At 67.9% G+C, this 26,041-nt stretch carries 18 protein-coding genes; 4 read left to right on the top strand and 14 right to left on the bottom strand.

The annotated features are described in order from the left end of the window. Window positions 1–76: 76 nt before the first annotated feature. From AC07NN_RS07285 to AC07NN_RS07275, 3 genes are all read right to left on the bottom strand, one after another. Complete coding sequence (locus tag AC07NN_RS07285) at window positions 77–1,051, bottom strand: FecR family protein (RefSeq protein WP_494639021.1); 975 nt, start codon at window positions 1,049–1,051, stop codon at window positions 77–79. Between the two features lie 5 nt (window positions 1,052–1,056). Continuing rightward, window positions 1,057–1,587 (bottom strand): RNA polymerase sigma factor, encoded by a 531-nt coding sequence (locus AC07NN_RS07280; protein ID WP_494639019.1) that lies wholly within the window; start codon window positions 1,585–1,587, stop codon window positions 1,057–1,059. 97 nt (window positions 1,588–1,684) lie between these two features. After that, window positions 1,685–4,321, bottom strand: a complete 2,637-nt coding sequence (locus tag AC07NN_RS07275) for a TonB-dependent receptor (RefSeq protein ID WP_494639017.1) — start codon at window positions 4,319–4,321, stop codon at window positions 1,685–1,687. 429 nt (window positions 4,322–4,750) lie between these two features. Between AC07NN_RS07275 and AC07NN_RS07270 the strand changes: the two genes are divergently transcribed. The 4 genes from AC07NN_RS07270 to AC07NN_RS07255 are packed head-to-tail and all read left to right on the top strand — an operon-like array spanning window position 4,751 to window position 10,717. Continuing rightward, window positions 4,751–8,182: a response regulator gene (locus tag AC07NN_RS07270; RefSeq protein ID WP_494639015.1), complete on the top strand. Its 3,432-nt coding sequence runs from the start codon at window positions 4,751–4,753 to the stop codon at window positions 8,180–8,182. 2 nt (window positions 8,183–8,184) lie between these two features. Beyond that, on the top strand, window positions 8,185–9,009 hold the full coding sequence (locus tag AC07NN_RS07265; protein ID WP_494639013.1) for a CheR family methyltransferase: 825 nt from the start codon (window positions 8,185–8,187) through the stop codon (window positions 9,007–9,009). Beyond that, window positions 9,006–9,581 (top strand): chemotaxis protein CheB, encoded by a 576-nt coding sequence (locus AC07NN_RS07260; RefSeq protein WP_494639011.1) that lies wholly within the window; start codon window positions 9,006–9,008, stop codon window positions 9,579–9,581. The genes AC07NN_RS07265 and AC07NN_RS07260 overlap by 4 nt, the downstream gene beginning before the upstream one ends. Beyond that, window positions 9,578–10,717 (top strand): hybrid sensor histidine kinase/response regulator, encoded by a 1,140-nt coding sequence (locus AC07NN_RS07255; RefSeq protein ID WP_494639009.1) that lies wholly within the window; start codon window positions 9,578–9,580, stop codon window positions 10,715–10,717. The genes AC07NN_RS07260 and AC07NN_RS07255 overlap by 4 nt, the downstream gene beginning before the upstream one ends. Before the next feature lie 24 nt (window positions 10,718–10,741). On the opposite strand, the gene AC07NN_RS07250 is transcribed toward AC07NN_RS07255, so the two are convergent. The 11 genes from AC07NN_RS07250 to AC07NN_RS07200 form a co-directional block, all read right to left on the bottom strand. Then, on the bottom strand, window positions 10,742–12,370 hold the full coding sequence (locus AC07NN_RS07250; RefSeq protein ID WP_494639007.1) for an ABC-F family ATP-binding cassette domain-containing protein: 1,629 nt from the start codon (window positions 12,368–12,370) through the stop codon (window positions 10,742–10,744). A gap of 81 nt (window positions 12,371–12,451) precedes the next feature. Continuing rightward, a complete protein-coding gene (locus AC07NN_RS07245) occupies window positions 12,452–13,783 on the bottom strand; it encodes a hypothetical protein (protein ID WP_494639005.1) in 1,332 nt (443 codons plus the stop codon). A 29-nt stretch (window positions 13,784–13,812) separates the two neighbouring features. After that, a complete protein-coding gene (locus tag AC07NN_RS07240) occupies window positions 13,813–15,105 on the bottom strand; it encodes a neutral/alkaline non-lysosomal ceramidase N-terminal domain-containing protein (RefSeq protein ID WP_494639003.1) in 1,293 nt (430 codons plus the stop codon). An 11-nt stretch (window positions 15,106–15,116) separates the two neighbouring features. Continuing rightward, window positions 15,117–16,346, bottom strand: a complete 1,230-nt coding sequence (locus AC07NN_RS07235) for an alpha/beta hydrolase-fold protein (protein ID WP_494639001.1) — start codon at window positions 16,344–16,346, stop codon at window positions 15,117–15,119. Continuing rightward, window positions 16,346–17,026 (bottom strand): cytochrome b/b6 domain-containing protein, encoded by a 681-nt coding sequence (locus AC07NN_RS07230; protein ID WP_494638999.1) that lies wholly within the window; start codon window positions 17,024–17,026, stop codon window positions 16,346–16,348. Before AC07NN_RS07230 ends, AC07NN_RS07235 begins: the two co-directional genes overlap by 1 nt. 2 nt (window positions 17,027–17,028) lie before the next feature. Next, complete coding sequence (locus AC07NN_RS07225) at window positions 17,029–17,487, bottom strand: c-type cytochrome (protein WP_494638997.1); 459 nt, start codon at window positions 17,485–17,487, stop codon at window positions 17,029–17,031. Between the two features lie 34 nt (window positions 17,488–17,521). Further along, window positions 17,522–18,100 (bottom strand): hypothetical protein, encoded by a 579-nt coding sequence (locus tag AC07NN_RS07220; RefSeq protein ID WP_494638995.1) that lies wholly within the window; start codon window positions 18,098–18,100, stop codon window positions 17,522–17,524. 70 nt (window positions 18,101–18,170) lie between these two features. Next, the gene (locus AC07NN_RS07215; RefSeq protein WP_494638993.1) at window positions 18,171–19,076 is read right to left on the bottom strand and encodes an amidohydrolase family protein; all 906 of its coding nucleotides are present in this window, start codon (window positions 19,074–19,076) and stop codon (window positions 18,171–18,173) included. Then, a complete protein-coding gene (locus AC07NN_RS07210; protein WP_494638991.1) occupies window positions 19,073–20,428 on the bottom strand; it encodes an alpha/beta hydrolase in 1,356 nt (451 codons plus the stop codon). The genes AC07NN_RS07215 and AC07NN_RS07210 overlap by 4 nt, the downstream gene beginning before the upstream one ends. After that, the gene (locus AC07NN_RS07205) at window positions 20,428–22,635 is read right to left on the bottom strand and encodes a carboxylesterase family protein (RefSeq protein WP_494638989.1); all 2,208 of its coding nucleotides are present in this window, start codon (window positions 22,633–22,635) and stop codon (window positions 20,428–20,430) included. The genes AC07NN_RS07210 and AC07NN_RS07205 overlap by 1 nt, the downstream gene beginning before the upstream one ends. A gap of 177 nt (window positions 22,636–22,812) precedes the next feature. Further along, complete coding sequence (locus AC07NN_RS07200) at window positions 22,813–25,944, bottom strand: TonB-dependent receptor domain-containing protein (RefSeq protein WP_494638987.1); 3,132 nt, start codon at window positions 25,942–25,944, stop codon at window positions 22,813–22,815. Window positions 25,945–26,041 lie beyond the last annotated feature (97 nt).

Below are 26,041 nucleotides of genomic sequence, written 5' to 3'. Positions count from 1 at the left end.
AGTGGCCGTTTTCGACCTGCTCTTGACCGTTCCGACGCGCCCACCGGCAACGTCCTCAATCGTTTCCGAAAGTTTTTTACGGAGCCGCGCGCAATTCGACCGTCGTGGCGGTGCTTTGGGCCCGCACGGGGAAGTAGGACTGGATCGCCTCGACAAACGCCCGGCTCTGGCCAGCGTTGAACGTGCCGCTGATCCGCAGCTTGCGTAGGCTGGGATCGGCGACCACCACCTGCAGGGTCGAGTAGCGGTTCATTTCAGCCGCAGCGTCGGCCAAGGCGACATTGTCGAACACCACCTGCCCCTTGCGCCAGGCCAAGGCGCGATCGAGGTCGACCTCCTGGGGTCCGCCGGCGCGGACGCCGTCGACCAGCAGCATCGACTGACCAGGCCGCATCATGGCCAGCGGCGTCGGGCTTTCGTGATCGCTGACGGCGACCTTGCCCTCGGCGAGAACGACTGTGGTCTCGCGCGGCTCGCGATGGACGGAGAAGGCGGTGCCGACGGCCGTCACGGTGCGCGGGCCGGCATGAACCCGCAGCGGCCGGCTGGAGTCGTGGGCCACCTCGAAATAGGCGCGCCCCTGGGCGAGATCGATCGACCGCACCGAGGCGCTGTAACGGACCCGCATGACCGTCAAGGCGTCCATGGTCACCCGGCTGCCATCGGACAGGGTCACGGTCCTTTGCTCGCCCAGCGCCGTCTGGAACAAGGCTCCCTGCTGGGCGCGATGGCGTAGCCACCACAGGCCGCCGGCCGGCGCGGCGACGGCGGCGACAATGCCGGCGGCGACCGCCCGGCGATCCCAGCCGGAACGCCTAGTGCGAGCGCGCTGCAAGGCTTCGCGGCGAAGGGCCAACAGACCGTCGGTCCCCGCGCCCTCGCCCATCAGCCGCCAGACCGCCTCGGCCCGGGCATAGGCTTCCTCATGAGCCGGATCTTCCTCCAGCCAACGCGCGAAGCCGGCCTCGTCTGACGCGCCACCGCCCTGCCGGCGCATGGCCCAGCCCGCAGCGGTCTCGTCGATCAGGGTCTGTTGCAACGGGTTCGACACGGGTCTCAGCTCTGGAACGGATCGACGCCGCGCATCAGATGCGCCAGCGCCTTGATGATGTATTTCTCGACCGAACTGACGGAAACGCCGAACGCCTTGGCGATCTCGGCATGTTTCCATCCTTCCAGTCGATGCAGGATGAAGGCGTCCCGCGTGCGCTCGTCCAGCTCGGACAATCGCCGCATCGCCGCCTGCAGGGCCTGCCTGTCTCCTAAGACGCGCTCGGGTGAAATACCCTCAAAACGGTCCTGGCGAAGCGCGGTCTCGTCGAGGTGGCTGCGGAACGTCTTCTGCCGCCTCGATCGGTCGCGCAGCAGATTGACCGCCGTGCGGAAGACGAACGCCTCCGGATTGTCGATATCCGCGCCGTCAGGACGCCGCACCAGGCGCAGGAACACCTCCTGCACCATATCCTCGGCCTCGTCGCGCGACCGCACCCGGCGCTCGAAATAGGCTGTCAGCGGCCCGCGATAGGCCTCCGACAGGCGCTGGAGGAAGGCCTGTTCGCGCGGATCGAGTTTGGGCTGCGCGGCCATACCTAAGACAAATCCTCCCTGGGGCGCGGATCTACGCCGCGCTCATGGGGTTTCGACGCGCTAGCCTCGTGGTTCCTCAAAGCGACCGCGCCCATTTTCAGTATTCGACAGCCAGGCGCAGGCCCAGATGCCGTCCACTGTCGCGCGCCGGCTTCCAATGGGTGGCCTTGGCCGGCTGGCCATCGGCGCCGAGCAGGTTCCACTGCACGTCCCGGCCTCGCGTCACGGCGAAGCGTTCGTCGAGCAGATTGTCGACAAAGCCGGTCAGCCGCCAGCCCTCCCCGTTCAGCCCGGCCGAGACGTCCAGCACGCCATAGGCCGGTTCGCCCGAGGCCGGATCCTGCAGCAGGCTGTAGACGACGCTCGAGCGCCAACGATAGCCGGCGTTCAGCTCCAGCAGCCGGCCGTCGGCCAGCGGCTTGCGATAGAGCGTGTTGAGGGTCAGCGACCAGCGCGGGGCGTTGAACAGGGTCTTGCCGCTGAGATCCTGACGACCTCCGACGCAGCCCTGGGCCACGGTCTGGCCGAAATAGCAGGCGGCGCTGTCGAAATCGGTCATGACCGCGCGGCTGTAGGCGGCCGCGCCGCCCAGGGTCAGGCGCGGGCTCAGGCGAGCGCTGAACTCGCTCTCGATACCCTCGGCGCGCATGCTGCCGATGCTGTTCAGCACGTTGAGGCCCGTCGCGTCGTCGCGACTCTGGGCCTGGAAGCCGGAGAACCGTTCCTGGTAGGCGGTCACGTTCAGGCTGAAGTTCCGCTCCGGCGAGAGCGCCCGCAGCCCGAGTTCGTAGCTGCCGACGGTCTCCGAAGCCACGGGCTGCTGGGACGCTATGGCGTCGGCCACGGGTCGGCCGGCGTAGGGTCCCGTGGTCAAGCGCGTGCGCGTGGTGAGACTGCTGGTCAGGTCGTAGGCCCGCCCCTTGTAGCCGGTAGAGTAGGTCGCATAGGCCGTGACGCCCGGCGTGACCTTGCCCTGCAGACCTATCCGCCCGCTCAGCGCGGTGTCGCTGTGGCAGGTCTCGATCGGCAGGCTCGGGCTGGACCGCGAGCAGGCCGGCGCGCCGTAGGTAACCCCATTGCCCAGGTCATCGAACCGATAGCCGATCTTCTCGTGGCTCAGGCGCAGCCCCGACAGGATCGAGAGCCGGTCGTCGATCGCGAAAGCGCCCTGCCCAAACACCGCCATCGTCCGGCTGAACGTCCGCGCGATATAGCGCGAATAGGCCGTGCTGTTGGTGGTCGGCAACGACGAGAGCCCGTTGTAGTCGCCGAGGCTGTTGGACCCCCGCACGAAGTAGCGCTCCGAACGCGTATGCCCGACATAGAAACCCGCAACATAGTCCCAACGCCCGCCCGTGGGGCTGTTGAGGCGTAGTTCCTGGCTCTCCGTGCGGATACGGAAATAGCCGCCATTGCCTGAGCCGCCGCGCGGCGCCTGCGGGACCTGCAGACTGTAATCCAGGTCCGTGGCGTCGGTGTCCTGACGGTCATAGAGGTAGTAGCGATCGAGCGCTGAGATCGAGGTCAGCCGCCAGGAGCCGACCGCACCGGCCACGCGCAGGTTGACGCCTTTGTCCATGGCGTTGCCTCGGGCGTTGACGTCGTACCTGGCCCGGTGGTTGTCGGGATTGGGAACGATCTCGCGGAGCACCGCCTCGCGCGACAGCTCGGCCTTTCCCAGAGTGGCTCGCGGCGAGACATAGGTGTCGGCGCCGACACAGCACGACGACAGCGAGCGGGTGAAGTACGGCGTCAAGGCGACCGTCCAGTTGTCTCCCGGCGTCCAGACCAACTTGCCCCGCAGGTTGAAGTCCGCCTGGCCGTTCAGCCACTGACGCGTCGCGAGATTGAAGATGTTGCCGCGATAGTGGCTGTATGCGGCCGACATGCGGAACTTCAGGTCCTCGGAGATCGGCCCGGTAAGGCTGGCCTGCAGCCGCTGCTCGTGGTCGTCGGTCAACATCGTCTCGGCCTCGGCGGTGAAGACATCCCTGGCCGGCTTCGTGGTGATGTAGATGACGCCTGCCGAGGCCGACTTGCCGAACAGCGTGCTCTGCGGCCCGCGCAGGATCTCGACCTGTCGCACGTCGGCCAGGGCCGTGAACGCCATGGCCTGAAAGGCCTGCGGCACATCGTCGACCACGACCACCACGCTCGGCTCGGTCCCGATCGAATACGAATAGGTGCCCACGCCACGGACATTGATGCTGTTGTTGCCAGGCTGGGTGGTCTTCGAGATGGTCAGGGTCGGCGCCAAGCGCGTCAGGTCGTCGAAGTCACGCACGCCCGCGCGGTCCATCATCTGGCTGGACAGCGCCTGCACGGAAGCGTCGGAGAGCCCCAGTGTCTCCACGCGCTTGCCGGATGTGACGATCACGGCCTCCAGGCCGACGACCGGCTCGACCTCCTGAGCCTGATGGAAGACGGCCGGAGCCTGGCGCTCCGGGCGCGCCACCGCCTTGATGCGATAGATGACGATGACGCCGGACGCGGTTCGGCGGAAGGCAAGGTCCGTGCGCGCCAGCAGGAGATCCAGGGCCTGCTCGGTCGTCATCCGTCCACGCAACGCCGGCGCTCGCCGGTCGGCGGTCAGCTCGGGCGCATAGAGCAATTGCGCGCCCGTCGCCTGACCCAGGCGCTGCAGGGCCAGACTTAGGCTCGAAGCATCCTGGTTGAAGCCTGAGGTAGCGCTACCAGCCATCGCCGTCGCGGGCGTCATGAGGACGAAGCTCAAGAGAGCTCCGACAAAGCGACGAGCGCGGACGACGCGCCGATACATACAACCTCCCCTTCGCGACTCTCTGGCCGCTGTGCGGGCCGTCCTGGAAGACGATCCTTTTTCTTACGACGCGCCTCTCGGAAATGTCCTCAAGCAAAAAACGCCGCCCTGACGGCCGATGCTAAAGAGTCCTTCACATTGGGAACCTTCACCGCACTTTCGCATTAATGCCCCCACGCGTCGTGGACGCGAACGGGGGCGTTGGTTTGTCTTTCAGTCTTAGTCGTCGTTGCGCCGCGCCATGCGAAGTGGGCGATGGGCGCGCCATTGCCATCGGCCTCCCAGCCTCCTCATCGGTCCCCCGTCGGGGCGAACCCCAACTGGGCTCGAACGTCACCGGCCTTTCCCGACAACGCCTTCGCGCGCCTTCGCTTCGAGCCTGACATGCTGTTTTCCAAACCCGGCCGATCGCTTTCCACCTGGTCGAGAGTCGAACTCTGGACGGCGCTCGGGCTCGCACTGGTGCTCGCCTTCTTCTTGGCCAGCGGCACGGTCGCCTATCGCAACGTCGAGAACCTCCGCGGAAACAGTCAGAGGATCTGGCACACGCACGACGTGCTGATGGCTCTGGGCGAGGTGTTGTCGACGACGCAGGACGCCGAGACAGGCCAGCGCGGCTATCTGCTGACCGGCAACGATCGATATCTCGAGCCCTACCAGACCGCCGTCGCCGACGCCGCCTCGCGCGCGGACGCCGTCGGGACGCTGACGCGGGACAACCCGACACAGCAGGCCAACCTTGTGGTGCTGCGAGGACATCTCAAGGCCAAGCTCTCGGAGCTCGACGAGACGATCAAGCTTCGTCGTGCAAACGGAACCCAGGCGGCGTTCGTCCTGGTGAACACCGATCGCGGCAAGTCCGAAATGGACGCGATCCGCAAGCAAATCGAGTTGATGCGCCAGGAGGAGAACCGCCTTCGCGATATCCGTCTCGCCGAAATGGACACCGCGTACAGAGCGGCCCTGATCAGCGGCGTGCTCACCGGCCTGCTCGGCGCGGTGTTGACGGTCGCGGTGTTCTACCTGATCCGCCGCGCGGCCCGCGCTCACGAGCGCGGTGAATGGCTGCAGTCGGGCCAAGTGGGCCTGTCGGACGCCATGACCGGCGACCAGTCCATCGAGACCCTCGCCGACAGCATTCTTGCCTTCCTCGCCCGATATCTGGGCTTCCAGGCTGGCGCGCTGTTCAAGGGCGATGGCGGCCTGTTCTATCGCGCCGCGGCGCTCGGCATCGCCGCCGACGCCGACACGCCGATGCGCTTTAACCTCAAGGAAGGCCTGCTGGGCAAGGTTGCGGCCGAAGGTCGGCCGACGGTGATCCACGAGGTCCCCGACGGGTACATGACGATCGGCTCGGCCCTCGGCCAGGACAAGCCCAGGCACCTTGTGATCGTGCCGACACATGCCGACGACCTGGTCAACGGCGTCATCGAGCTGGGCTTCCTGCATCCCGTCGACGACCGTGCTCTGGACCTGCTGAAACAGGCCGCGCCCTCCATCGGCATGGCCCTGCGGTCGGCCCGCTATCGCTCCGAGCTGCAAGATACCTTGGAGGAGACACAGCGGCAGGCCGAGGAGTTGCAGGTCCAGAGTGAAGAGCTGCGCGTCTCGAACGAGGAGCTCGAAGAGCAAGGCCGGGCGCTGAAGGAATCCCAGGCGCGCCTGGAGCAGCAGCAGGTCGAACTGGAGCAGACCAACAGCCAGTTGGAGGAGCAAGCCTCGACGCTGGAGACCCAGCGCGACGAGCTGGAGCGCACCGGCGCCGCCGTGACCTTGAAGGCGCGAGAACTGGAACAGGCCAGCCAGTACAAGTCCGACTTCCTGGCCAACATGTCCCACGAGCTGCGGACGCCGCTGAACTCGCTGCTGATCCTGTCGAAGCTTCTCGGCGACAACCCCGATGGAAACCTGTCTTCGGAACAGGTGCGGTTCGCCCAGACCATCGAGTCCTCGGGCAACGATCTCCTCACCCTGATCAACGACATCCTGGACCTGTCGAAGATCGAGGCAGGACACATCGAGGTGCGCCCCGAACCGCTTCCCGTTCAGCGCCTGGCCAACGATCTGCGCGAGCTTTTCCAACCGGTCGCCAACGAGCGGAAACTGGATTTTGCCATCCAGGTCGCCGACGGATGCCCGAACATCATTGAAACCGACCGCCTGCGCCTGGAGCAGGTTCTCAAGAACCTGTTGTCCAACGCCTTCAAATTCACCGAACGGGGCGGCGTGCGCCTGGACATCACGTCGAGCGGGAACGACATCGCCTTCGCGGTCACCGACACGGGCATCGGCATCCCGCGCGACAAGCAGGAGACCATCTTCGAGGCGTTCCGCCAGGCCGACGGCACGATCAGCCGGAAGTACGGCGGTACGGGCCTTGGCCTGTCGATTTCGCGAGAGCTCGCGCGACTGCTTGGCGGCGCGATCGCCCTGCGAAGCCAGCCCGAAGAGGGCAGCACCTTCACCATCACGATCCCCCTCGCCTACGATCCCGCGCGGGTCGCGCCCCGCGATCAGCCGGTCCGCGCCGAAGCGCCAGCCGCGCTTCCGGCCAGCCAGCCGCGTGCGTCGCGATCGACGGCGGCGCCCAGGACGGTCGACGACGACCGCGACAGCCTGGCCGGGTCCCGCCGCGTGCTGCTGGTGATCGAGGACGACGACAAGTTCGCCGGCATCGTCCGGGACCTGTCTCGCGAGATGGGCTTCCAGGCGCTCGTCGCTGGCACGGCCGAGGAAGCGCTCAGGCTCGCGCGACAATTCAGGCCCAGCGCCGTCGTCCTGGACGTCGGCCTGCCCGACGAGTCCGGCCTGATGGTTCTGGATCGCCTGAAGCGCGACGACGCCACCCGGCACATCCCGATCCACGTCGTCTCCGCCTCCGATCACAGCCAGACCGCACTTTCGCTCGGCGCGGTCGGTTATCTCGTCAAGCCGGTCAAGCGGGACGAATTGGCCGACGTGCTGAAGACCCTGGAAGCCAAGCTGACCAACTCCGTGCGCCGCGTCCTCATTGTCGAGGACGACCCCGTCCAACGCGACGCGGTCGGCAAGCTGCTGGCGTCGCGCGACGTCGAGACCGTCGGCGTGGGCACCGCGGCCGAATGCCTGGAGAAGCTGCGCGAGCAGACCTTCGACTGCATGGTGCTGGACCTGTCGCTACCCGACGCGTCCGGCTATTCGCTGCTGGAAACGCTCAGCCAGAACGGCGATCACGCCTTCCCGCCGGTGATCGTCTACACCGGTCACGACCTGTCGCCCGACGACGAGCAGCGTCTGCGTCGCTACTCCAGCTCGATCATCATCAAGGGCGCCAAATCGCCCGAGCGGCTGCTCGACGAGGTCTCGCTGTTCCTGCACCAGGTGGTCTCGGAGCTGCCGCCCGAGCAACAGAAGATGATCCAGAAGGCGCGCCACCGGGACGCAGTGCTCGAGGGCCGTCGCGTCCTGATCGTCGAAGACGACATCCGCAACATCTACTCGCTGACGAGCGTGCTGGAGCCGCGCGGCGCCGTCATCGAGATCGCCCGCAACGGCCAGGAGGCGATCGAGGCTCTCGACCGTTCGGCCCAGGATCCCACCCAGGCTGTCGACCTGGTCCTGATGGACGTGATGATGCCTGTCATGGACGGCCTTACGGCCGCGCGGCAAATCCGCGACGACGCGCGCTGGTCGAAGCTGCCGATCCTGATGCTGACCGCCAAGGCCATGCCGGACGACCAGGCGCGCTGCCTGGAAGCCGGCGCCAGCGACTACATGGCCAAGCCCATCGACGTGGACAAGCTGCTGTCGCTGGTCCGGGTCTGGATGCCGAGGTAGGCGTGACCGGAGCGATCGAAGACCTCGAAGTCCAGTTGCTGCTGGAAGCGCTCTTCCAGCGCTACCACTACGACTTCCGCCACTATGCGCGGGCGTCGATCAAGCGTCGCCTGACCCAGGCGCGCAGCCAGCTGGGATTTCCGACCATCTCCGCGATGCAGGATCGCGTCCTGCACGATCCGGCGATGCTGCCCCGCCTGCTCGACTACCTGACCGTCCAGGTCAGCGAGATGTTCCGCGACCCGTCCTATTTCCGGGCTCTGCGGGAAAAGGTCCTGCCGCACCTGGGCACCTACCCCTCGTTGAAGGTCTGGATCGCCGGATCCAGCACGGGCGAGGAAGTCTATTCGCTGGCGATCCTGTTCCGGGAGGAAGGCCTCTACGACCGGACGATCTTCTACGCGACGGACATCAACCCCGAGGCCCTGGCCGCCGCGGAAGCCGGCGTCTACGCCCTGGACCGGATCCGAAAGTTCACCGAGAACCACCAGAAGTCCGGCGGGAAGTCCTCGCTGTCCGACTACTACACGGCGGCGTACGGACGCGCGGCGTTCGACAAGAGCCTGCGCAGCCGCGTGGTGTTCTCCGACCACAGCCTGGTCACCGACGCCGTCTTCGCCGAGATGCACCTGATCTCGTGCCGCAACGTGATGATCTATTTCGATCGCCCGCTGCAGGACCGCGCCATTGGCCTTTTCCGCGATTCCCTGGCGCGCCGGGGCTTCCTGGGCCTGGGTTCGAAGGAGAGCCTGCGCTTCTCCTCCCACGCCAGCGCCTTCTCCGAGTTCGACGCGGGCGAGAAGATTTACCAGAGGCGCGAGCCATGACCGCCAGCCCTATCACGGCGATCGCGATCGGCGCCTCGGCTGGCGCGGTGCAGGCGCTGCTGGCCTTGCTGCCGGCCCTGCCCGCCAGTTTTGCGCTCCCCGTGCTGGTCGTCGTCCACGTGCCGCCAGGCCGGGACAACGCCTTGGTGTCGCTGCTGCAGACCAAATGCCGCATCGTCGTCAAGGAAGCCGAGGACAAGGAACCGGTCGCCGGCGGCGTCATCTATTTCGCGCCCTCGGGCTACCACCTGCTGGTCGAGACCGATGGAACCCTGGCCCTTTCGAGCGACGAGGTGGTGAACTACTCCCGTCCGTCGATCGACGTGCTGTTCGAGACCGCGGCGGACGCCTACGGTTCGGGATTGGCGGGCGTGATCCTGACAGGGGCCAACCACGACGGCGCCGCGGGGCTCAAGTCCGTCATGGACGCCGGCGGTGTGGCGATCGTCCAGAATCGCGGCGAGGCCTACGCCACGGCCATGCCCGACGCCGCCCTGGAAGCCTGTCCTTCGGCTTCCACCATGACCCTCGATGCAATCGCATCCTACCTGTCGAGTTTGGGGGCCGCATGAGCATCGCGGACAAGCCGATCAACTTCCTCCTGGTCGATGACCTCGTAGAGAACCTCCTGGCGCTGGAGGCCCTGCTGCAGCGGGACGGGCTGCGATGCCTCAAGGCGCGCTCCGGCGAAGAGGCGCTGGAACTCCTGCTGGTCCACGAGGTCGCCTTGGCGCTACTGGACGTACAGATGCCGGGCATGGACGGCTTCGAGCTGGCCGAGTTCATGCGCGGCAGCGAACGCGCTCGCCACATCCCGATCATCTTCCTGACCGCCGGCGTCGCCGACAGCCAGCGGCGCTTCCGAGGCTACGAGGCCGGCGCCGTCGACTTCATCCAGAAGCCGATCGAGACCGGCGTCCTGCGCAGCAAGGCCAATGTCTTCTTCGACCTGCACCAGCAGCGGCGGCAGATCGAAGCCCAGCGCGATGAGCTGGAGGCCGCGACCCAGGCCCTGCGCCGCGCCGATCGCCACAAGGACAGCTTCCTGGCGGTGCTGGCTCACGAGTTGCGCAATCCCGTGGCGGCGTTGAGCGGCGGCCTGCACCTCCTGAACAAGGACATCCCGCCCGAACGCGCCAAGGACATCCGCTCGCGCATGGATCGGATGCTCGACCATCTGACGCACCTGGTCGACGATCTACTGGACGTCTCCCGTGTCAGCCAGGGCAAGATCGTCCTGAAGAAGGAGCGCGTCGAACTGGGAGAGGTCCTGCGCTCGGCGATCGAAGCCAGCCAGCACAACATCGAGGCAGGCGGCCACCAGTTCGTCACCGACCTTCCAAGCAAGGCGATCTGGCTGGACGCCGACCATACCCGCCTGGCGCAGATCGTCTCCAACCTGCTCAACAACGCCGCCAAGTACACGCCGACGGGCGGCACGGTGTCCCTGAGCGCGAGCGTTCGCGGCCGCCAGATCGAGATCGCCGTCTCCGACACGGGCGTGGGCATCCCCAAGGAGATGCAGGCCAAGATCTTCGAGATCTTCGCTCAGGTCGAGGATCACCTGGGCAAGGCGCAGGGCGGGCTCGGGATCGGGCTGGCGCTCGTCCGGCAGCTCGTCGCACTACACGACGGGGTCATCGGGGTGGAAAGCGGTGGCGAGGGCCAGGGCAGCACCTTCACGGTGCGGCTTCCCGTTCGCGACTAGGGCGCGGCGGGAGGGCCGCCGCCGCTACCCGCCCGGGTGCAGCCCCGGCGCTTCCTGACCCGTGCGGGCGACATACTCGGTGTAGCCGCCGCCGTACTGATGAACGCCCTCGGGGGTCAGTTCCAGCACGCGGTTGCTCAGGGCGCCCAGGAAGTGGCGGTCGTGCGAGACGAAGAGCATGGTGCCCTCGAAGTCCGCCAGGGCCGCCACCAGCATCTCCTTGGTCGCCATGTCCAAGTGGTTGGTCGGTTCGTCCAGCACTAGCAGGTTCGGCGGATCGAACAGCATCTTGGCCATGACCAGACGCGCCTTCTCGCCGCCGGATAGAACTCGGCACGGCTTTTCGACATCGTCGCCCGAGAAGCCGAAGCACCCCGCCAGGGTGCGCAGCGCACCTTGGCCGGCCTGCGGGAACGAGCGCTCCAGGGACTCGAAGATCGTCTCTTCGCCGTCCAGCAGGTCCATCGAGTGCTGGGCGAAGTAGCCCATCTTGACGCTGGCGCCGATGCTGACCAGGCCCTGGTCGGGCTTGGTGTCGCCGGCCACCAGCTTCAGCAGCGTCGACTTGCCGGCCCCGTTGGCGCCCAGGACGCACCAGCGTTCCTTGCGGCGCACCAGGAAATCCAGCGCCTCATAGATCGGCTTGTCGCCATAGCCCTTGTGGACGTTGCGCAGGTTGATCACGTCCTCGCCCGAGCGCGGCGGGCTCTGAAACTCGAACTGCACCGTCTGGCGGCGGCGCGGGGCCTCGACGCGTTCGATCTTGTCAAGCTTCTTGACCCGGCTCTGCACCTGGGCGGCGTGCGAGGCGCGCGCCTTGAACTTCTCGATGAACTTGATTTCCTTGGCCAGCATGGCCTGCTGGCGCTCGTACTGCGCCTGGCGCTGCGCCTCGCCCAGCGCGCGCTGCTGGTCGTAGAAGTCCAGATCGCCCGAATAGGTGATCAGCTGGCCGCCATCGATCTCGATCACCTTGCCGATGATGCGGTTCATGAAGGCGCGGTCGTGCGACGTCATCAACAGGGCGCCGTCGTAGTTCTTGAGGAACGCCTCAAGCCAGATCAGGCTTTCGAGATCCAAGTGGTTGGACGGTTCGTCCAGCAGCATGCCGTCGGGCCGCATCAGCAGGATACGGGCCAGCGCCACGCGCATCTTCCAGCCGCCGGACAGTTGGCCGACATCGCCGTCCATGCGCTCCTGGCTGAAGCTCAGGCCGGCCAGAACCTCGCGCGCCCGCGCTTCCAGCGCATAGCCGTCCAGCTCCTGGAAGCGCTCCAGCACCTCGCCATAGCGCTCCATGACGGCGTCCAGTTGGTCGGCCTGGTCCGGATCGACCATGGCCGCTTCCAGCGTGGCCATCTCGGCGGCCAGCGCGCTGACGGGGCCGACGCCGTCCATCACCGCGGCGACCGCGCTCTGGCCCGACATCTCGCCGACATCCTGGCTGAAATAGCCGATCTTGATGCCTGGATCGGTCACGACCAGCCCGTCGTCGGGCTGCTCCTGGCCGGTGATCATGCGGAACAGCGTCGTCTTGCCGGCGCCATTCGGGCCGACCAGTCCGGCCTTCTCGCCCTTCTGGATGCCCATCGAGGCTTCGATGAACAGAAGCTGGTGGCCGTTCTGCTTGGAGATGTTGTCGAGGCGGATCATGGGGCGGTCTGCTAGCGCGCGCCGACGCAGAACGCCAGCCTTAGAGCCATATCAATTCCAAGCGCGACGATTGGACCCTCGCTACGGGGTCGACGCTCCAAGCGCCTCCAGGATGACGTCCGCGAACGCCTCGGCCGCGCCCGCCGCGTAGGACGAGTTCATCGCCTCATAGGTGATCTTCCCGTAGGCGGCGGCGTCCGGCATGTACTTGGCCGCGCCGTCCACCATGGTCGCCACCAGGGTGTTGGCGATGGGCGAGCGCCTCTTGATCTCTTGCCCCGTCCGACTGGACAGCTCGACCTGGACGCCGACGATGGCGATGTCGCCGATCCGCAGGATGGCGAACGGTGCGACCGCCTCCCCCGCCGGCTGGAAGGCGTAGGTTCTGGAGGGTTTCAGCGCCTGGAGGGACGCCGGCCGCGCCTGCGCCGGCAGGGTCACCGCGCCGCGCGTAACGCCGAGGTTAACGGCCGTCTCGCTGGCCCGGATGTGTTCGCTGGTGCGCACGATGTCCTGAGCCAGCCGCTCACCCAGCAGATCGGAGAGCAGATAGCCGCTCGCGCCGATGTCGACCGTTGTCTGGCGGCCGTCCTTGTCGGCCACCGCGCGCCTGGCCTTGAACAGCGGCGCCTGATCTCCAGCGGCGCCGATCAGGAACAGCGAGACCAGATCGCCGCCATAGAGGCTCTCGACCCGTCGCATGGCCACGCCGGCCAGATCGCCGGTGATCGCCTTGGTCCCGTTCTCGACCACGGCCTGGTCCATCACCGACGGCTGGACGGCGTAGTTCGCCAGCAGCGCCAGCGGTCGCCCTTCTCGGTCCTCGATCCGCACCACGCCCAGATCCTTGTCCGAAGGGCCCAGGCTGTCGACGCCCAGCCAGAAGCCTTCCGGCGTGTGCTGGTCGCGGTTGATGTTGATGTCGGTGGCGCCGCGCCCGAAGCCGGCGCGCGCGGGCCGCGCCGTGGCCGACGCCCTCTCCGCCGCCGTCTTCAGGGCCGTCTCGACCGCCGCCTTGAAGCGAAGGTTCCTGGCCTGCTCGTCCGGCGAGTCCAGGCCGGGAAACGGTCGCCCGACCGGCATGATGTGCGGGGCCGAGAAGGTGTGGCTGGCGCTGACCAATACGTCTTCGGGCCGCGCGCCGGTGGCCTGGGCCACGATCGCCTTCATCGCCTCGACCGTCTCGACCGAGATCGAGGTCAGGTCGACCACGACCAGCGCGACCTTGCGGCCATCCTCGTCCAGCAACAGCACGCGCGTCTGCAACGCGTCATGCGCCTGCCCGAAACCCTGGATCGGCAGCAGATCGGCTGGCAGGACCACGTCGGCGCGCCCTGCTCCAGCGCGCAGTTCGGCGGCGGCCGGCAGGGCGACAAGGGCCGCAAGGGTCGCCCCGGCGAGCAGACGCATCATGAGGTTCATGGAGATGACGAAGCCCTCGGTTAGCGCAGGTTCTTGCTGATCATCTCGACCAGGCCGCCGACGATGGCGTTCTCGGCGCAGCCTCGGGCCATGGGGCTGCCGTTCACCTCGAAGATCGGCCGATCATAGGCCGCGTCGTCGGCGATGTAGCCGACGCGGTCATTGGCCAGGGTGACAAGGACGGTGTTGCTCACCGGCGAGACGCGACGCAGGTGGTCGTAGATGTTGGTCACCACCTCGCCCGAGACGCTGGTCAGGGCGATGTCGTCCAGCAGGATCAGGCCCAGCCGCAACTTCACCTCGGGCACGTTGACGGCCGTCATGTCCGCCAGTTGATTGACGCCCTGCTTGGTCGGGCATGACACCTCGCGAGCGTCGACCGCCAGCCGCGCCGTGGGCGAGAGCGTCTCGACGCCGCGCGCGATCCGCAGCACCTCGGCCCCGACCATCACGCCCTGCGCCTCGGCGGCGCGATAGGCCCTGACCTTGGCCGCCTCGCCGCCGGTCCCGATGCGCGGAAAGACGCGCGGATCCTGGTCGCCGGCCGGGCCCATGGTCCACAGCGCCACCGCGCCGTCGCCCAGTTCGTCCTCGACATACTTCTGGGCGACGCCCGACAGGTCGCCCGTGAGCTCGTTGGCGCCAATGGTCACGACATTGTGGACGGCGTAGTTGAACAGCACCGCGATCGGCTTGCCAGACAGATCCTCGAACCGCATGACCCACAGGGTCTTGTCGGACGGGCCATCCGGATTGAAGCCCATCGACCAGCCCTTGGCCGAGTAGACGTCTCGGTTGACGCTGACATCGACGCGCCCCCGCGCCAGGCCGTAGCGAGCCGGGCGGGCCTCGGCCTTGGCTTGCTTCAGGGCCGCGACGATCCGGTCATAGACCAGCGCCGTATAGACCCGTGACTCCGCGCCGCCCGGATGCGCCAAGGCCCCCGGCGACACCTCGCCGATGCGGGGGGCGCTGTGGTCGTGGGTTGCGGTGATCAGCACCCCAGCGAAGGGCACGCCGACCTCGCGGGCGATCCGCTCGCGCAAGGGCGTCATGTCGCCGACTTCGATCAGGTCGGCGGAGACGATGGCCGCCCGGCTCGCGCCACTCTCGATATAGAGGACCCGCGCGAAGATCGGATCGTGGACCCGCGCGAAGTCGCCGCCGCCCATCGGGTTGAGCCCTCGCAGATCCGTGGGCGTGATGTCGATCTTGGCCGCCCCGGCTCGCAGGGGAGCGGCGGCGACCGGGCCGGCCAGGGCGACGACGCCGGCGACAAGGCCGCCCAGCAGCACGGCGCGGAAGTGGGTCAACAGAAGCCCCCTCATCGCGCGTCACGGCGCTGCGCGAACAGCCAGTCACGGACGCCCTCGATCGCGTAGGCGATACGCCAGGTGTTCACGTGATTGCTGCCGCCGTTGTCGGGCTGCCCCGGCGGCACGACGGTGCCCTTGCGCAGGGCGACGTAGTTGACGCTGGCGCCCTTGGCCGCGAGGGCCGCGACGTCCTTGCTCATCTGCTGGGGCGACGCATCGCCGTCCCAGACCGCTCGCGCCACCTTGGCCCCGGCCCGCTCAAGCACGGCGGTGATCGCGTTCTGGCCCGGATAGGCCTTGAGGTCGCCCTCGGACACGATGATGAACAGCCTGTCCTTCGCCAGCGGCGCCGTCAGCGCCGGATCCCACTGGCCGGCCACGATCAACGAAGCGGCGAACAGGTCGGGATACTTGATGTTCAGCGCGATCGACATCATCGCGCCCATGGACTGGCCCGTGGCGTAGATCCGGTCGGGGTCGATACTGAAACGGCCGGCCAGCTGCTCGACCAGACGCACCGTCGTGTCGAGCAGGCCCGTCGCCTCTGACGCGTCGTTGACCACCTGGGCGGGATACTGCGGCGCCAGGACGAAGGCCTCGTGCCTGGCCTGCTCGGCGGCGCCGGCCCAGACGACCGCGCCCAGCCCCTGGACCAGGGTGGTGTCCACCGCCGGTCCGGTCACGCCCATGTCGTGCATGAACAGCACCAGCGGATAGCGCCTGCTCGGATCGTAGGTCTTCGGCGTAAAGAGGTTGTAAGGCAGCGCCTCGCCGGTGACGGGATCGACAAATTTCGCGGCCTTGAAGTCGTCGACGATCAGGTTCCGGACCGCCGACGTCTTGATAGGCTCTGGAGCTGCGGGAAAGACCCGCCCCGACACCGCCGTGACCAGACCTGCCTGGCTGACCCGCGCGGCCGCCACCTTCCGCGTCAGGCTGCGTCCAGCCTGCACGACCAGGGCCGCACCGGGATCGGTCAGCGACAGGTCGACGACGACTTCGTTCCCAGCGGCGCGCACCCGCGTCACCGTCCGCCCCTCAACCGCGAAGGTCGAAGGCGACAGCCGCGCACCGTCGATCGGCTCGCCGTAGTCGAGGGAGACGGCGGTGAGCTTCTGGCCATCGCCGAACACCTCGGTGATCGCGGTCGCGTTCCGGGCCTGGGCCGCCGCGCGCCCGGCCAGGCCAACGCCCGCCATGGCGGCCATCAGTCCGAGGGTCGTCCGTCGCGTCGGCATCAGAACACCCCCGCCAGGCGCAACAGGGCTACGGTCGTGGCCATGCCCAGAGCGACGCCGACGACCAGGGCCAGAGGCGAGCCTCGCCGCATGGCGCCGTCAGCGTCCAGGCCGCGCGCCCGTCCGGTCACCATGGCCCCAGTCAGGTTCTGGCGCTTGAAAGTCGCATAGAAGATGATCGCCAACAGGTGGATCACCACCAGGATCTCCAGCCCCTTGAACGCCAGGCCGTGGATCTTCGAGGCCAATCGGCCCGTCTCGAACGAGACAAGCGACGACAGCGGGCCGGACTCCAGGCCGTCGACATCGACCGCGAAGCAACCGCAGACGACCATCGTCACGAGGCACCCGATCAGGGCCACCACGCTCCAACCGCCCAACGGGTTGTGACCCGGCGTCGAAGGCTTCTGATCTCTGGAGAACAGGCCGCGCGCATAGGCCAGCGCGGCGCCGGGTCCCTTCACGAACTTCGAAAAGCGCGCGGTCGAGGCGCCGGCCACGCCCCACCAGATGCGGAACACCAGCAGTCCCGCCACGGCGGAACCCGCGATCCGGTGCAGATCCAGGTCGTCGGACTCCTGGGACCACCAAGCCAGGACCACGAGCGCCAGCAGCGCCCAGTGGAAGATCCGAGTCGGCAGGTCCCAGACCGCGACGCGATCGCCGTCGGCTCCGGTCATGCCTAGTTGTCCTTGTTGCGGAAGGCTTCGTGACAGGCCTTGCAGGTCGCGCCGAGGTCTGCGACGGCGGGTTTGATCGCCGCGATCTGGCCGGTGCGGCTGGCGGCGTCCAGCTTATCGACGGCCCGCGCGAACGCGTCGGCGTCGACCTTGAACTCGCCGGCCTTGGTCCAGATCTCGGGCTTGGCGCCGGTCTTCACGCCCGCTTCGGGGCCCGAGCCGCGCGGGAATTGCGCCATCAGCTTGGGCGCGGCGGCCTTGATGATCGCGGCGCTGCGCTTCATCGCCTCGATATCGGGACTGCCGGACTTGGCGCCCTCGTTGAGCGCCTTCATCTCCTTGCCCACGGCCTTGAAATAGGTCTGTCGGGCGTCGATGACCGCCTTGCCGTCCAGCGCCAGGGCCGTTCCGGCCGACAGCGCCAGCAGGACGCCAGCGGTGAGCGCGATGCGTTTGAGCATTTCCTGTGTCCTCCAGAGGTCTTCGTCGTCGCGCCTAGGGCTGGACCATGATCCGGCCGGCCCGCCAGACGCCGTCGGCGTCGCGCCGCGTCACCGCCGAGACTGTCACGCCGGGCTTGGCGAAGCCGCGCGGATGGACGTCGTAGGCGATTGGTTTGATGTCGGCGGGAACCAGGATTCGGCGATGCCCGTCGGGATAGGTCACGTCCAGCTCCAGTCCGGTCGGCGTCGACCGCGCCGCCGCGACGGTCCCGTGGGTGATCGAGGTGTCGGGCTGGGGCATGCCGTGGGTGCCGACCTCGGGGCGATAGCCCGGCTCGAACAGCCGCAGCTCGTTGGCCCGGCCGGTATCGACGTCGACATTGGCGTTGATCGTGGCCACGAAGTCGCCGGGCTTGATGGCGTCAAGCGCGAGCGGCCGGGCGGTCACGACGGTCCACCCCTTGGACATCGCCACGACGAAGATCCTGTCGTCCTTCTCGCGCACGGTTATGTCGTTGTCGGTGTAGCCCACCAGCGCGCCGGCATGGCCGACGGGATGCTCGACCGCCTGGGCATGGACGGCTATCGGCGCGGCGATCAGAGCGCTCGCCAGCAGCAGCGACTTCAACATGCGTCGTACCCTCGGGGATCAGGCTGAAGGCGCTGGCGATGTCCCCGGCCGCCAGGCTCTATCGGTTCTGCTAGGATCTCGCCGCCCGACAACTGCGGGTCAGGCGCTGGATGTTGCCGTGCGCGACCGCCGCCTCGACGGCGCGCGGCAAGGGCGAGAACGCACCTCGGGCCGTGGCGAGCAGTTCGGGAATGCGGCCGTGACGGTTGGTCTCGGTAATGTCCATGGCGAACAGGAAGCGGCCCGGGAACCGCTCGATCAGCGCCCGCCATGCCGGCGTCAGAGCGCCGTCGGCGGTCAGGATCGACAGCTTCAGGTTTGGATTGTCCGGCCGCGCGGGATCCAGCCGTATCGAGAGGTCGGCATGGATGTTGGGATGCGCCGCCATCAGGCGTCCGATCGTCTCGGCGTCAGCGCCCCAACCCGCATGCGCCAGGATCAGCGGCATCGCCGGATAGGTCGCCGCCACCGACTCCACGGCGGCGATCACCTCGGGGCTCTCCAGGCTGACGTGGGTCGAGACGGGAACCTTCCGGGCATTGGCCAGGGCGTAGATCGCCTGCCGATCGGGCGTCGTGAACGAAGCCGCGTCGCTGGGATAGGGATTGGGATCGTAGCGGGTCGGCAGCTCGCCGAAGCCGCAGATCCGGCCCTGCTCCAGCAGCGCGGCGAAGGTTCGCGCGGTATCGGGGCCAAGGCGCAGCCCCTTGGCCTCGCGCGTCCGAGCCACGCTGGCCGATGGGATGACGTAACCCGGGTTGCGCCGCGCCACCGCGCTCAACGCCTCCATGTCGGGATACATGATGACCACCCCGGCCAGGCCCGCGGCGCGAAACAGCGCGATCTCCTCGTCCGGCGAGATCACGGACAGCAGATGTGAGTGAGCATCGACATAGGGAATGGTGTCAGCGGCGCGGGCGGCGCTCGCCCCTAGCAGGGCGACGACGGCGGCTAGCCCCAGGATTCGGCGCCTCATCGGAAACGCCCCGCCTGCTTGAGCCAGCCGTCGACAAAGTCGAACGTCCGCTTGACCGTGTCGCCATACTCCGGTCGGCAAGCGTTGAAGAGGTGGGTCGCGCCCTCGACGGCGGCGAAGGTCTTATCCTTGGAGCCGAGGTGGTCGAAGATGATCTCGTCGGGCACGATCAGATAGTGGCAGCTCATGGTCAGCACCAAGGCCGGAACGCTGACGCCCTCGGCGTTGGCCGGCGTTGCGGTCATGGCTGAGGACCAGTCGACCCCGACGATGTCGTCGGCGGTGATGGCGTAGTCAGTGCGGGTTCGGATGGCCGAAGCCGCCAGGAAGCGGCGCACGGTCGTGTTCTGAGTCATCAGGCCCAGGGAGCCGAGGGCGGCCGCCGCCTGTTGTCCGCTGGGCGGCCGCACTGAGGTGATGACCTCCGTCAGCGTCTGCCCGTCGGCGCGCAATAGGAGATGGGACTTGCGGGTATGGGCCGCGAAGCTGGTGTCAGGCTGGTAGAGCCGCGCGCCGGCGGCCTGCTGGCCCAGGCCCGGCACGACGAAAGGCTCGTCGTCGGTGAAACGGCCCTGCCCCGCCAAGATCAGCTTCAGTCGCTGCTGAGCGTCGGCGACGATGCGGGCGTTGCGATCGGACTGCCCGCGATAGAACCGCTGGGCGAAGTCCACGCTGTAGCGGGCGCGCTTCTGCTCGGGATCGTAGCCGTTCTCGCGCGCGAACATGTCCAGGGCGACCGGGCGCTCGGCCCCCTCTCCGGCCGGATCGACGGCGCTCATCTGGTGGAAGGCGCCGAGCGTCGGATCCACCAGGACAAGGCCGTCTGGCCTGGCCAGGTCCGTGAGGCCTTCGGTCTTGCAGGGATAGATCTTCTCGGGCCCGCTGCACGCGGCGGGGCCGTGTTCGGCGACGTTCTGGTACAGAGTGACGAGATGGCCGCCACCGCTGTGGCCGACCAGGATCACGCGCGTCACGCCCGGCAGGCCGCGCGCGAACGCCACGCCCTTCGAGATCGATGGCAGATAGGCCTCGGGCGCGGTGTCGCCCCGGTGGTTGACCATCAGCACCCGATAGCCCCGCGCCGCCATCTCCCGGCCCAGCGGTTCGTTGAAGGTGTTGGCGTTGGGGTGCGCGTAGACCAGGACGATCCCGTTCGCCTGCGAACCGGTCGGCGCGTAAAGCAGGCCTTCGGCGTCCTGCGAGGCCAAACGCACATACTGAGTGGTGAAGCCTTCGCTCCGCACCGGGCCGAGCCGGACCCCGGGCGTTGCTTGGCGAGCCACCGCCGGCGCGCCGCCGGCCGCAAGAGCCAGGGCGACAACCGCCGCGCCCAGGACCGAAGACCGTCGCATCACCAGGCGTCCTGGGTGGCGTAGAAGGCGCGCCAGAAGGCGAGCTTTTCCGCGTTGCCGGCCACGGCGGTCGGTCCCCACTGGTCGCCCAGCATCATCACGCTATGCGCGGCAGGATCGAACGGCTCCCAGGCCGGAAGGCCCTCTCCGTTCGGATCGCCGCGCTTGATGATATTGGCCCAGTAGGACGACATCCGATCGGCGATGGCGCGATCTTCATCCGTCCACGGCCGATCGGTCGCGTAGAGGTTCCCGAACGCGTAGTTGATCTCCGAGCCGTGATAGGCGCCCCGGACGTCGTGACCGGGCCCCGGCGGCGCGTGGGTCCACCAATAGGTGAAGATCGGCTTGCTCGTTCCCTTGGCGCGCTCGACAGCCCAGAGGTAGGTCGAGACGCGGTTGTTGTCGTAAGCCGCCGCGTTGCTGGCCAGGGCCGCTTCGTCGTCGCTGGTCGCGGGGTAGAGCCGCAGGAACTCCGCGGCCAGGGCGCCGTATTTGATCTTCGCGGCCTGAACGTAGTCCGCCAGCGTGACGCTGACCTGCGGGGCGCCGGCCCGGGACGGTCCTGTCCGCGCGCGCAAGGTCGGGAACGCCGTCGCCGGCACGGCGCCGGTTTCGTCGCGGTTATTGCCGGTCACCACGGTGACGTCATTGAACGCCTTATTGGCCAGAGCCGCGTCATAGGTGCTGGGGATCACCCAGCCGTCCAGCACGGGACGAAACAGCGGCGGCTTGGCGGGCGTGCCCGTTTCCACCGCCGCATCGACGGCGTCGCTGCCCTCGACCAGCGTCCGCCAGGGCAAGGCCCGCAGCGCTTCGGGGGTTTGCGCGCCACGCACGGCGGCATAGGCCGCGCCCGCCGTCTCGGCCGAGGTCCGGGTGCGATAGGACACCGACAGGAAGCGCAGATCCGGATCACGGGGATAGCGGGAATGGCTCTGGGCGATGGCGCGATGGAAGAGGCCCTTGGCCAGCGGCGACATGGTCATGAAGCCAACCGAGCCCGCGCCCGCCGACTGGCCAGCGATGGTCACGCGCGACGGGTCGCCGCCGAATGCTGCGATGTTGCGTTGGACCCACTTCAGCACAGCGATGTCGTCGAGCAGGCCGTAGTTGCCCGACACGCCCGCATCGGCCTCCTTGCTGAGCCCCGGCGTGGAGAGAAAGCCCAGGACGCCGAGACGGTAGTTGAACGTGACGACCACCACGCCCTTGCGGGCCAACCCCTCGCCGTCGAACTCCGGGTTGGCGCCCGTGCCGTTCAGGAAGCCGCCGCCGTAGATCCAGACCAGGACCGGGCGCTTCTCCGAGGGCGCGCTGGCGCCCGTCCAGACATTGAGGGTCAGGCAGTCTTCGTCCATCGCCCCGCTCGGCGCGGGACCGCCGCCCTGCGGCTGGGGACAGAGCGCGCCAAAGCTCGCGGCCTTGCGGACGCCTTCCCAGGGGGCGACAGGCGCGGGCGGACGGAACCGCAGCGGACCGACGGGCGCGGCGGCGTAGGGAACGCCCTTGTAGACCGTGATCGAGGCGTCTCGCCCGGCCACGCCCGCCAGCTGGCCAGTGTCGATCTTGACCGGCGCGCGGACGATGTCGCCGACCGGAGCCGAGGCGGGCTTGGCCGAGAAACCGGTCGTCTCGCCGCTGGCCAGGACGTGGCCTTGGACCGCCTTGGTCAGGGCCTCGAACGACAGGTTCGAATCCGCCGGCAGCACCGTATCGAGCGCGAGAACCTGGAGGTGATAACCGACCTTCTCCGGCCCATGCGTATGGGGACCGGCATAGGGCTGGTTGGGCCCGTGGACGTTCACGCCATAGACCGCGCCGGCCGGCGGCGTCGTCAGCCCGCTCGGCAAGCTCACGACGCCGGCGGGGATGTTGAACAGCGTCAGGTGGATCGAGACGCCGGCGCCCGACTTGCCGGACACGCCCTGCATCACCACCACATAGGACTTCGTGCCGGCCGGTCCTTTCGCCCAGGACAGGCCTGGAAAGCGGTTGGCGCCGTACTGGGTGTTGTCGATCGGGATGTCCGCGCCGTCGCGAAAGGCTGGGCTGGTGACGGCCAGGACCGCGCCGCCGCGCGCCGGCGCGGCGGCTGTCAGCAAGGTCGGCGCGTGCCCGATCAGCGGCGGGGTCTGGGCCTGACCCGCGACCGGCGTCAGCGCCAGGAGCGCCGCGACCGCTACACTCGAGCGAAATCCGAACATGACATCGTCCTTACGCGGGCGGACGCCCGATCACGCCGGGCGGAGCGCTTCAAAACCGTCCGGAGCCCCTCAGGAGAGGCGGCGGAAAAAGAGCCGAGACGACAGCGTTTGCAGGAAGCCGCCTTGTCCGTCGTCTCGGCCGCAGGGCCCCGGGCGTGAGGACGCCCGGGGGGAGGCTCAGAACTTCATCCGCGCGCCGACGGTGACGTAGCGACCGGTCGGATCGTCGCCGATCGCGAAGCCGCCGAACTGCCCCGGAATGGTGGCCGCCCCGAAGAAGGCGGTCGCCGGTGGCGTGGCGTTGAAGAGGTTTTGGACGTTCAGGAAGTACTCGGCGTTGCCGAACGCATCCTTGGGCTTGAAGCTGACGTTCAGGTTGGTCGTCGCGAACGTCCCGAGGTGGTTGTTGGTCCACACCTGAGTCGGATCGGCGCTGTGCTTCAGCGCGCTTCTCCAGCGTTCCATGACGTCGATCGACACGGTGTCGGTGACGGCGTAGCGGAAGAAGCCGGTCAGGCGCCATTTCGGGCTGGCTTGCAGGCCGTTGGTGCCGAACGCGCTGCCGGCGGCGTCGATCGTGACCAGGGCCGGCGTGCGGTAGTAGATGTGCGGCTGGTAGCTGGCGAGGCCGCGCAGCGACAGCGCCCGACCGAACAGCTCGCCCGAATAGTTGGCCTCGAAATCGACGCCGTTGCTCTCGATCTCCGAGATGTTGATGACGGTCGAGGTCCAGCTGGTGACCAGGTTGGCCGCCGAGGTGTTGGTGAAGCCCAGCGGACGGGTCTGCAGCGCGCAGTACGGCGAGGAGCCGCCGCTGTCGTAGCAGGCCTTCTGGATCGTCGGGTTGAAGCCCTGGATGTTCGAGATCGCGTCGGTGATCCGGATCCAGTAGGCGTCGAGGGCGAAGCTAAGGCGCGGCAGCGCCTGCCAGACCACGCCTACGGTGCTGGTGTGGCCGATCTCGGCGCGCAGGCCGGCGTTGCCCGCCGACAGGCCCGGCACGGGCGACGTACCCGCCGTCAGGCCCGGCGTCAGACCCGTCAGTTCGTCCTTGTTGGTCAGGGTGTTGGACGAGGCCGGCGCGTAGAGGTCGTCCAGGGTCGGCGCGCGGATATCTCGCGACCGGGTGCCGCGAACGCGCAGGTCGTCGGTCAGGTGCCAGTCGGCGCCCAGCTTCCAGGTCCAGTACTTGCCGCTGGTCTCATAGCTGGTGTAGCGGGCCGCGCCGTTGACGTTCAGCGACTTGGCCAGGGTGACGTCGGCCAGCAGCGGCAGGTCGATTTCGGCGGCGACTTCCTTGACCGTGTCGCTGACCGGCGTGCGGGCGGCGAAGGTGTTCTGGTAGAGCGGCGTCGCGGTCGTGCAGTTGTAGCGGAGGCCCGCGCAGTTGGCGCGATCCGTCGGCAAGGCGTCGCTGGTCGAGTGGTACTTCAGCTTCCGGTATTCGCCCGACAGGGCGACATTGACCGGGCCGGCCCAGGTCGAGAACGGCGAGCCGCCGATCTCCGCCGTCAGGGCGTCCAGGCCGGTATTGGCCACCATGTGCGTGCTGCCCATGATGTAGTCGATCGAGGTCTGGCTGGCCGAGGTCGGGCCGAACACATTGAGCGGAACGCAGTTGGCGTAGGCGCTGTTGGTGAGCGCCGCGTAGCAGACCGCCTGCCCCGTCGCCGGATTGATCACCGCGTCGAGGGCGGCGGCCAGGCGCTGGTTGTTCGGATTGGCGTTCAGCGTCGTCGCCAGGCGGGCCGAGCCGTGGGTGTAGTTGACGCCCCAGCTGTAGTCGCCCAGCTTGCCGTCCAGGCCGGCGTTGATCGTGTACTGGCGCTCCTCGGCGACCGGGTTCAGGCGCGGCGCCTGGTCGAACATCTTGCTGAAGGCGAAGGTCGCCTGACCCGCCGAGGCCAGCTGGGTCTGGTAGGCCGAGGCCAAGAAGGCGTTGGCGCTGTTCATCGTGACGTTGCTGATCAGCGGCGGCGTCAGGAACTGCGAATTGCGCTTGTCGTTGAAGCTGGCCGCGACATAGCCGTGGACGCTGTCGGTCACGTCGTAGTCGACGCGGCTGTAGACCTGGTGGCTACGCAGCGGCGCCTTCAGCGAGGAGTCGTAGTAGCCGCCTGCCCCGCCCACCTGGCAGCAGGTCGAGCCGTTGATCGCCGTGCCGGCGACGAACGGGCTCAGCACGCCGTTGGCGGCGAAGTATTGGTTGGCCAGGGCGCCGTTGGTGATCTTGCCGCCGAACGGGAAGTTCAGCAGGCGGACATCGCTGTAGAGCTGGTAGGGCGCGGCGGTCGTGCCGGCGCCGCTGATGCTTTGCTGGCGGAACCACGGCCGGTCCGACCGGCGAGCCACGCCCTCGTCGTTGCGGTACTCGTAGCTGATCTCGAAGTGGCCCCGATCGTCGGCGAAGCGCGTGCCGTAGGCGATGCCGGCGCTCTGCTGCTGGGCGTCGCTGTACTTGGAGATCCCGGCCTGGGCGCTGAGCTTGATGCCCGTGAACTTGGTGTCGGTGATGAAGTTGACGACGCCCGTCACCGCATCCGAACCGTAGACCGCCGAGACGCCGCCGGTCACGGTGTCGACCCGCTGCAGCAGCATCTGCGGCACCATGTCGACATCGACGATGCCATTGACCGAGGTCGGCGGCACGCGGTGGCCGTCCAGCAGGATCAGGTTCCGCACCGAGCCCAGATTGCGCAGGTTCAACTGGTTGGCCGCGGCGTTGCCGCCCGCCCCGCCGCCGACGCCGGCGTTCGGGTTGCCGTACTGGTTGCGCGGGCTGGAGAAGACCGGCAGCTGGTTCAGGCCGTCGGCGATGGTGGTGGGCTGGACGCGCTGGATGTCGTCGACCGGCACCACGGTGATCGGGGTGGGGCTGTTGTTGCCGTTGCGGATGACCCGCGAGCCCGTGACCACGACCTCGGCGACCGCGGCCGCGCCTTCATCGCTCTGGACCGACGCTCCGGCGGCGGCCGACGTCGGTTCGGACTGGGGGCGCGGCGCGCTCCCGGCTTCGCGCAGGATGATCACCGAGCCGTTGTCGGCGGCGATCTCCAGGTTGGTGGCGGCCAGGAAGGTCTTCAGCGCCGCGCGGGCGTCATGGTGCCCCTTGAGCGTCGGCGTGGTCACGCCCTTCAGGCGGGCGGCGGGCGCGACGATCTGGATGCCGGCCTGGCGCGCGAACATCGGGATGGCGCTGGCGGCCGGGCCGCTGGGAATGTCGAACGTCCGCTCCTGGGCCGCCACGCTGGTGGCCGACAGAAGCACGGCGAGCGAGGCGCCGCAGAGCATGCGTGAATAGGTGGTCATCGTTTCCCCCTCTTAGGGCTATCGCCCGCTTGTTGTGAGAAAAGATGCGCCGTGAGCGGCCTTCCCCCCTGGGGATCGGAAAAAATTTGAAATCTGC

The sequence above is a fragment of the Caulobacter sp. GW821-FHT09H08 genome, from assembly GCF_059415885.1.
The sequence above is the reverse complement of the archived record's forward strand: the minus strand, read 5'-3'. Positions and strand labels throughout refer to the sequence as shown.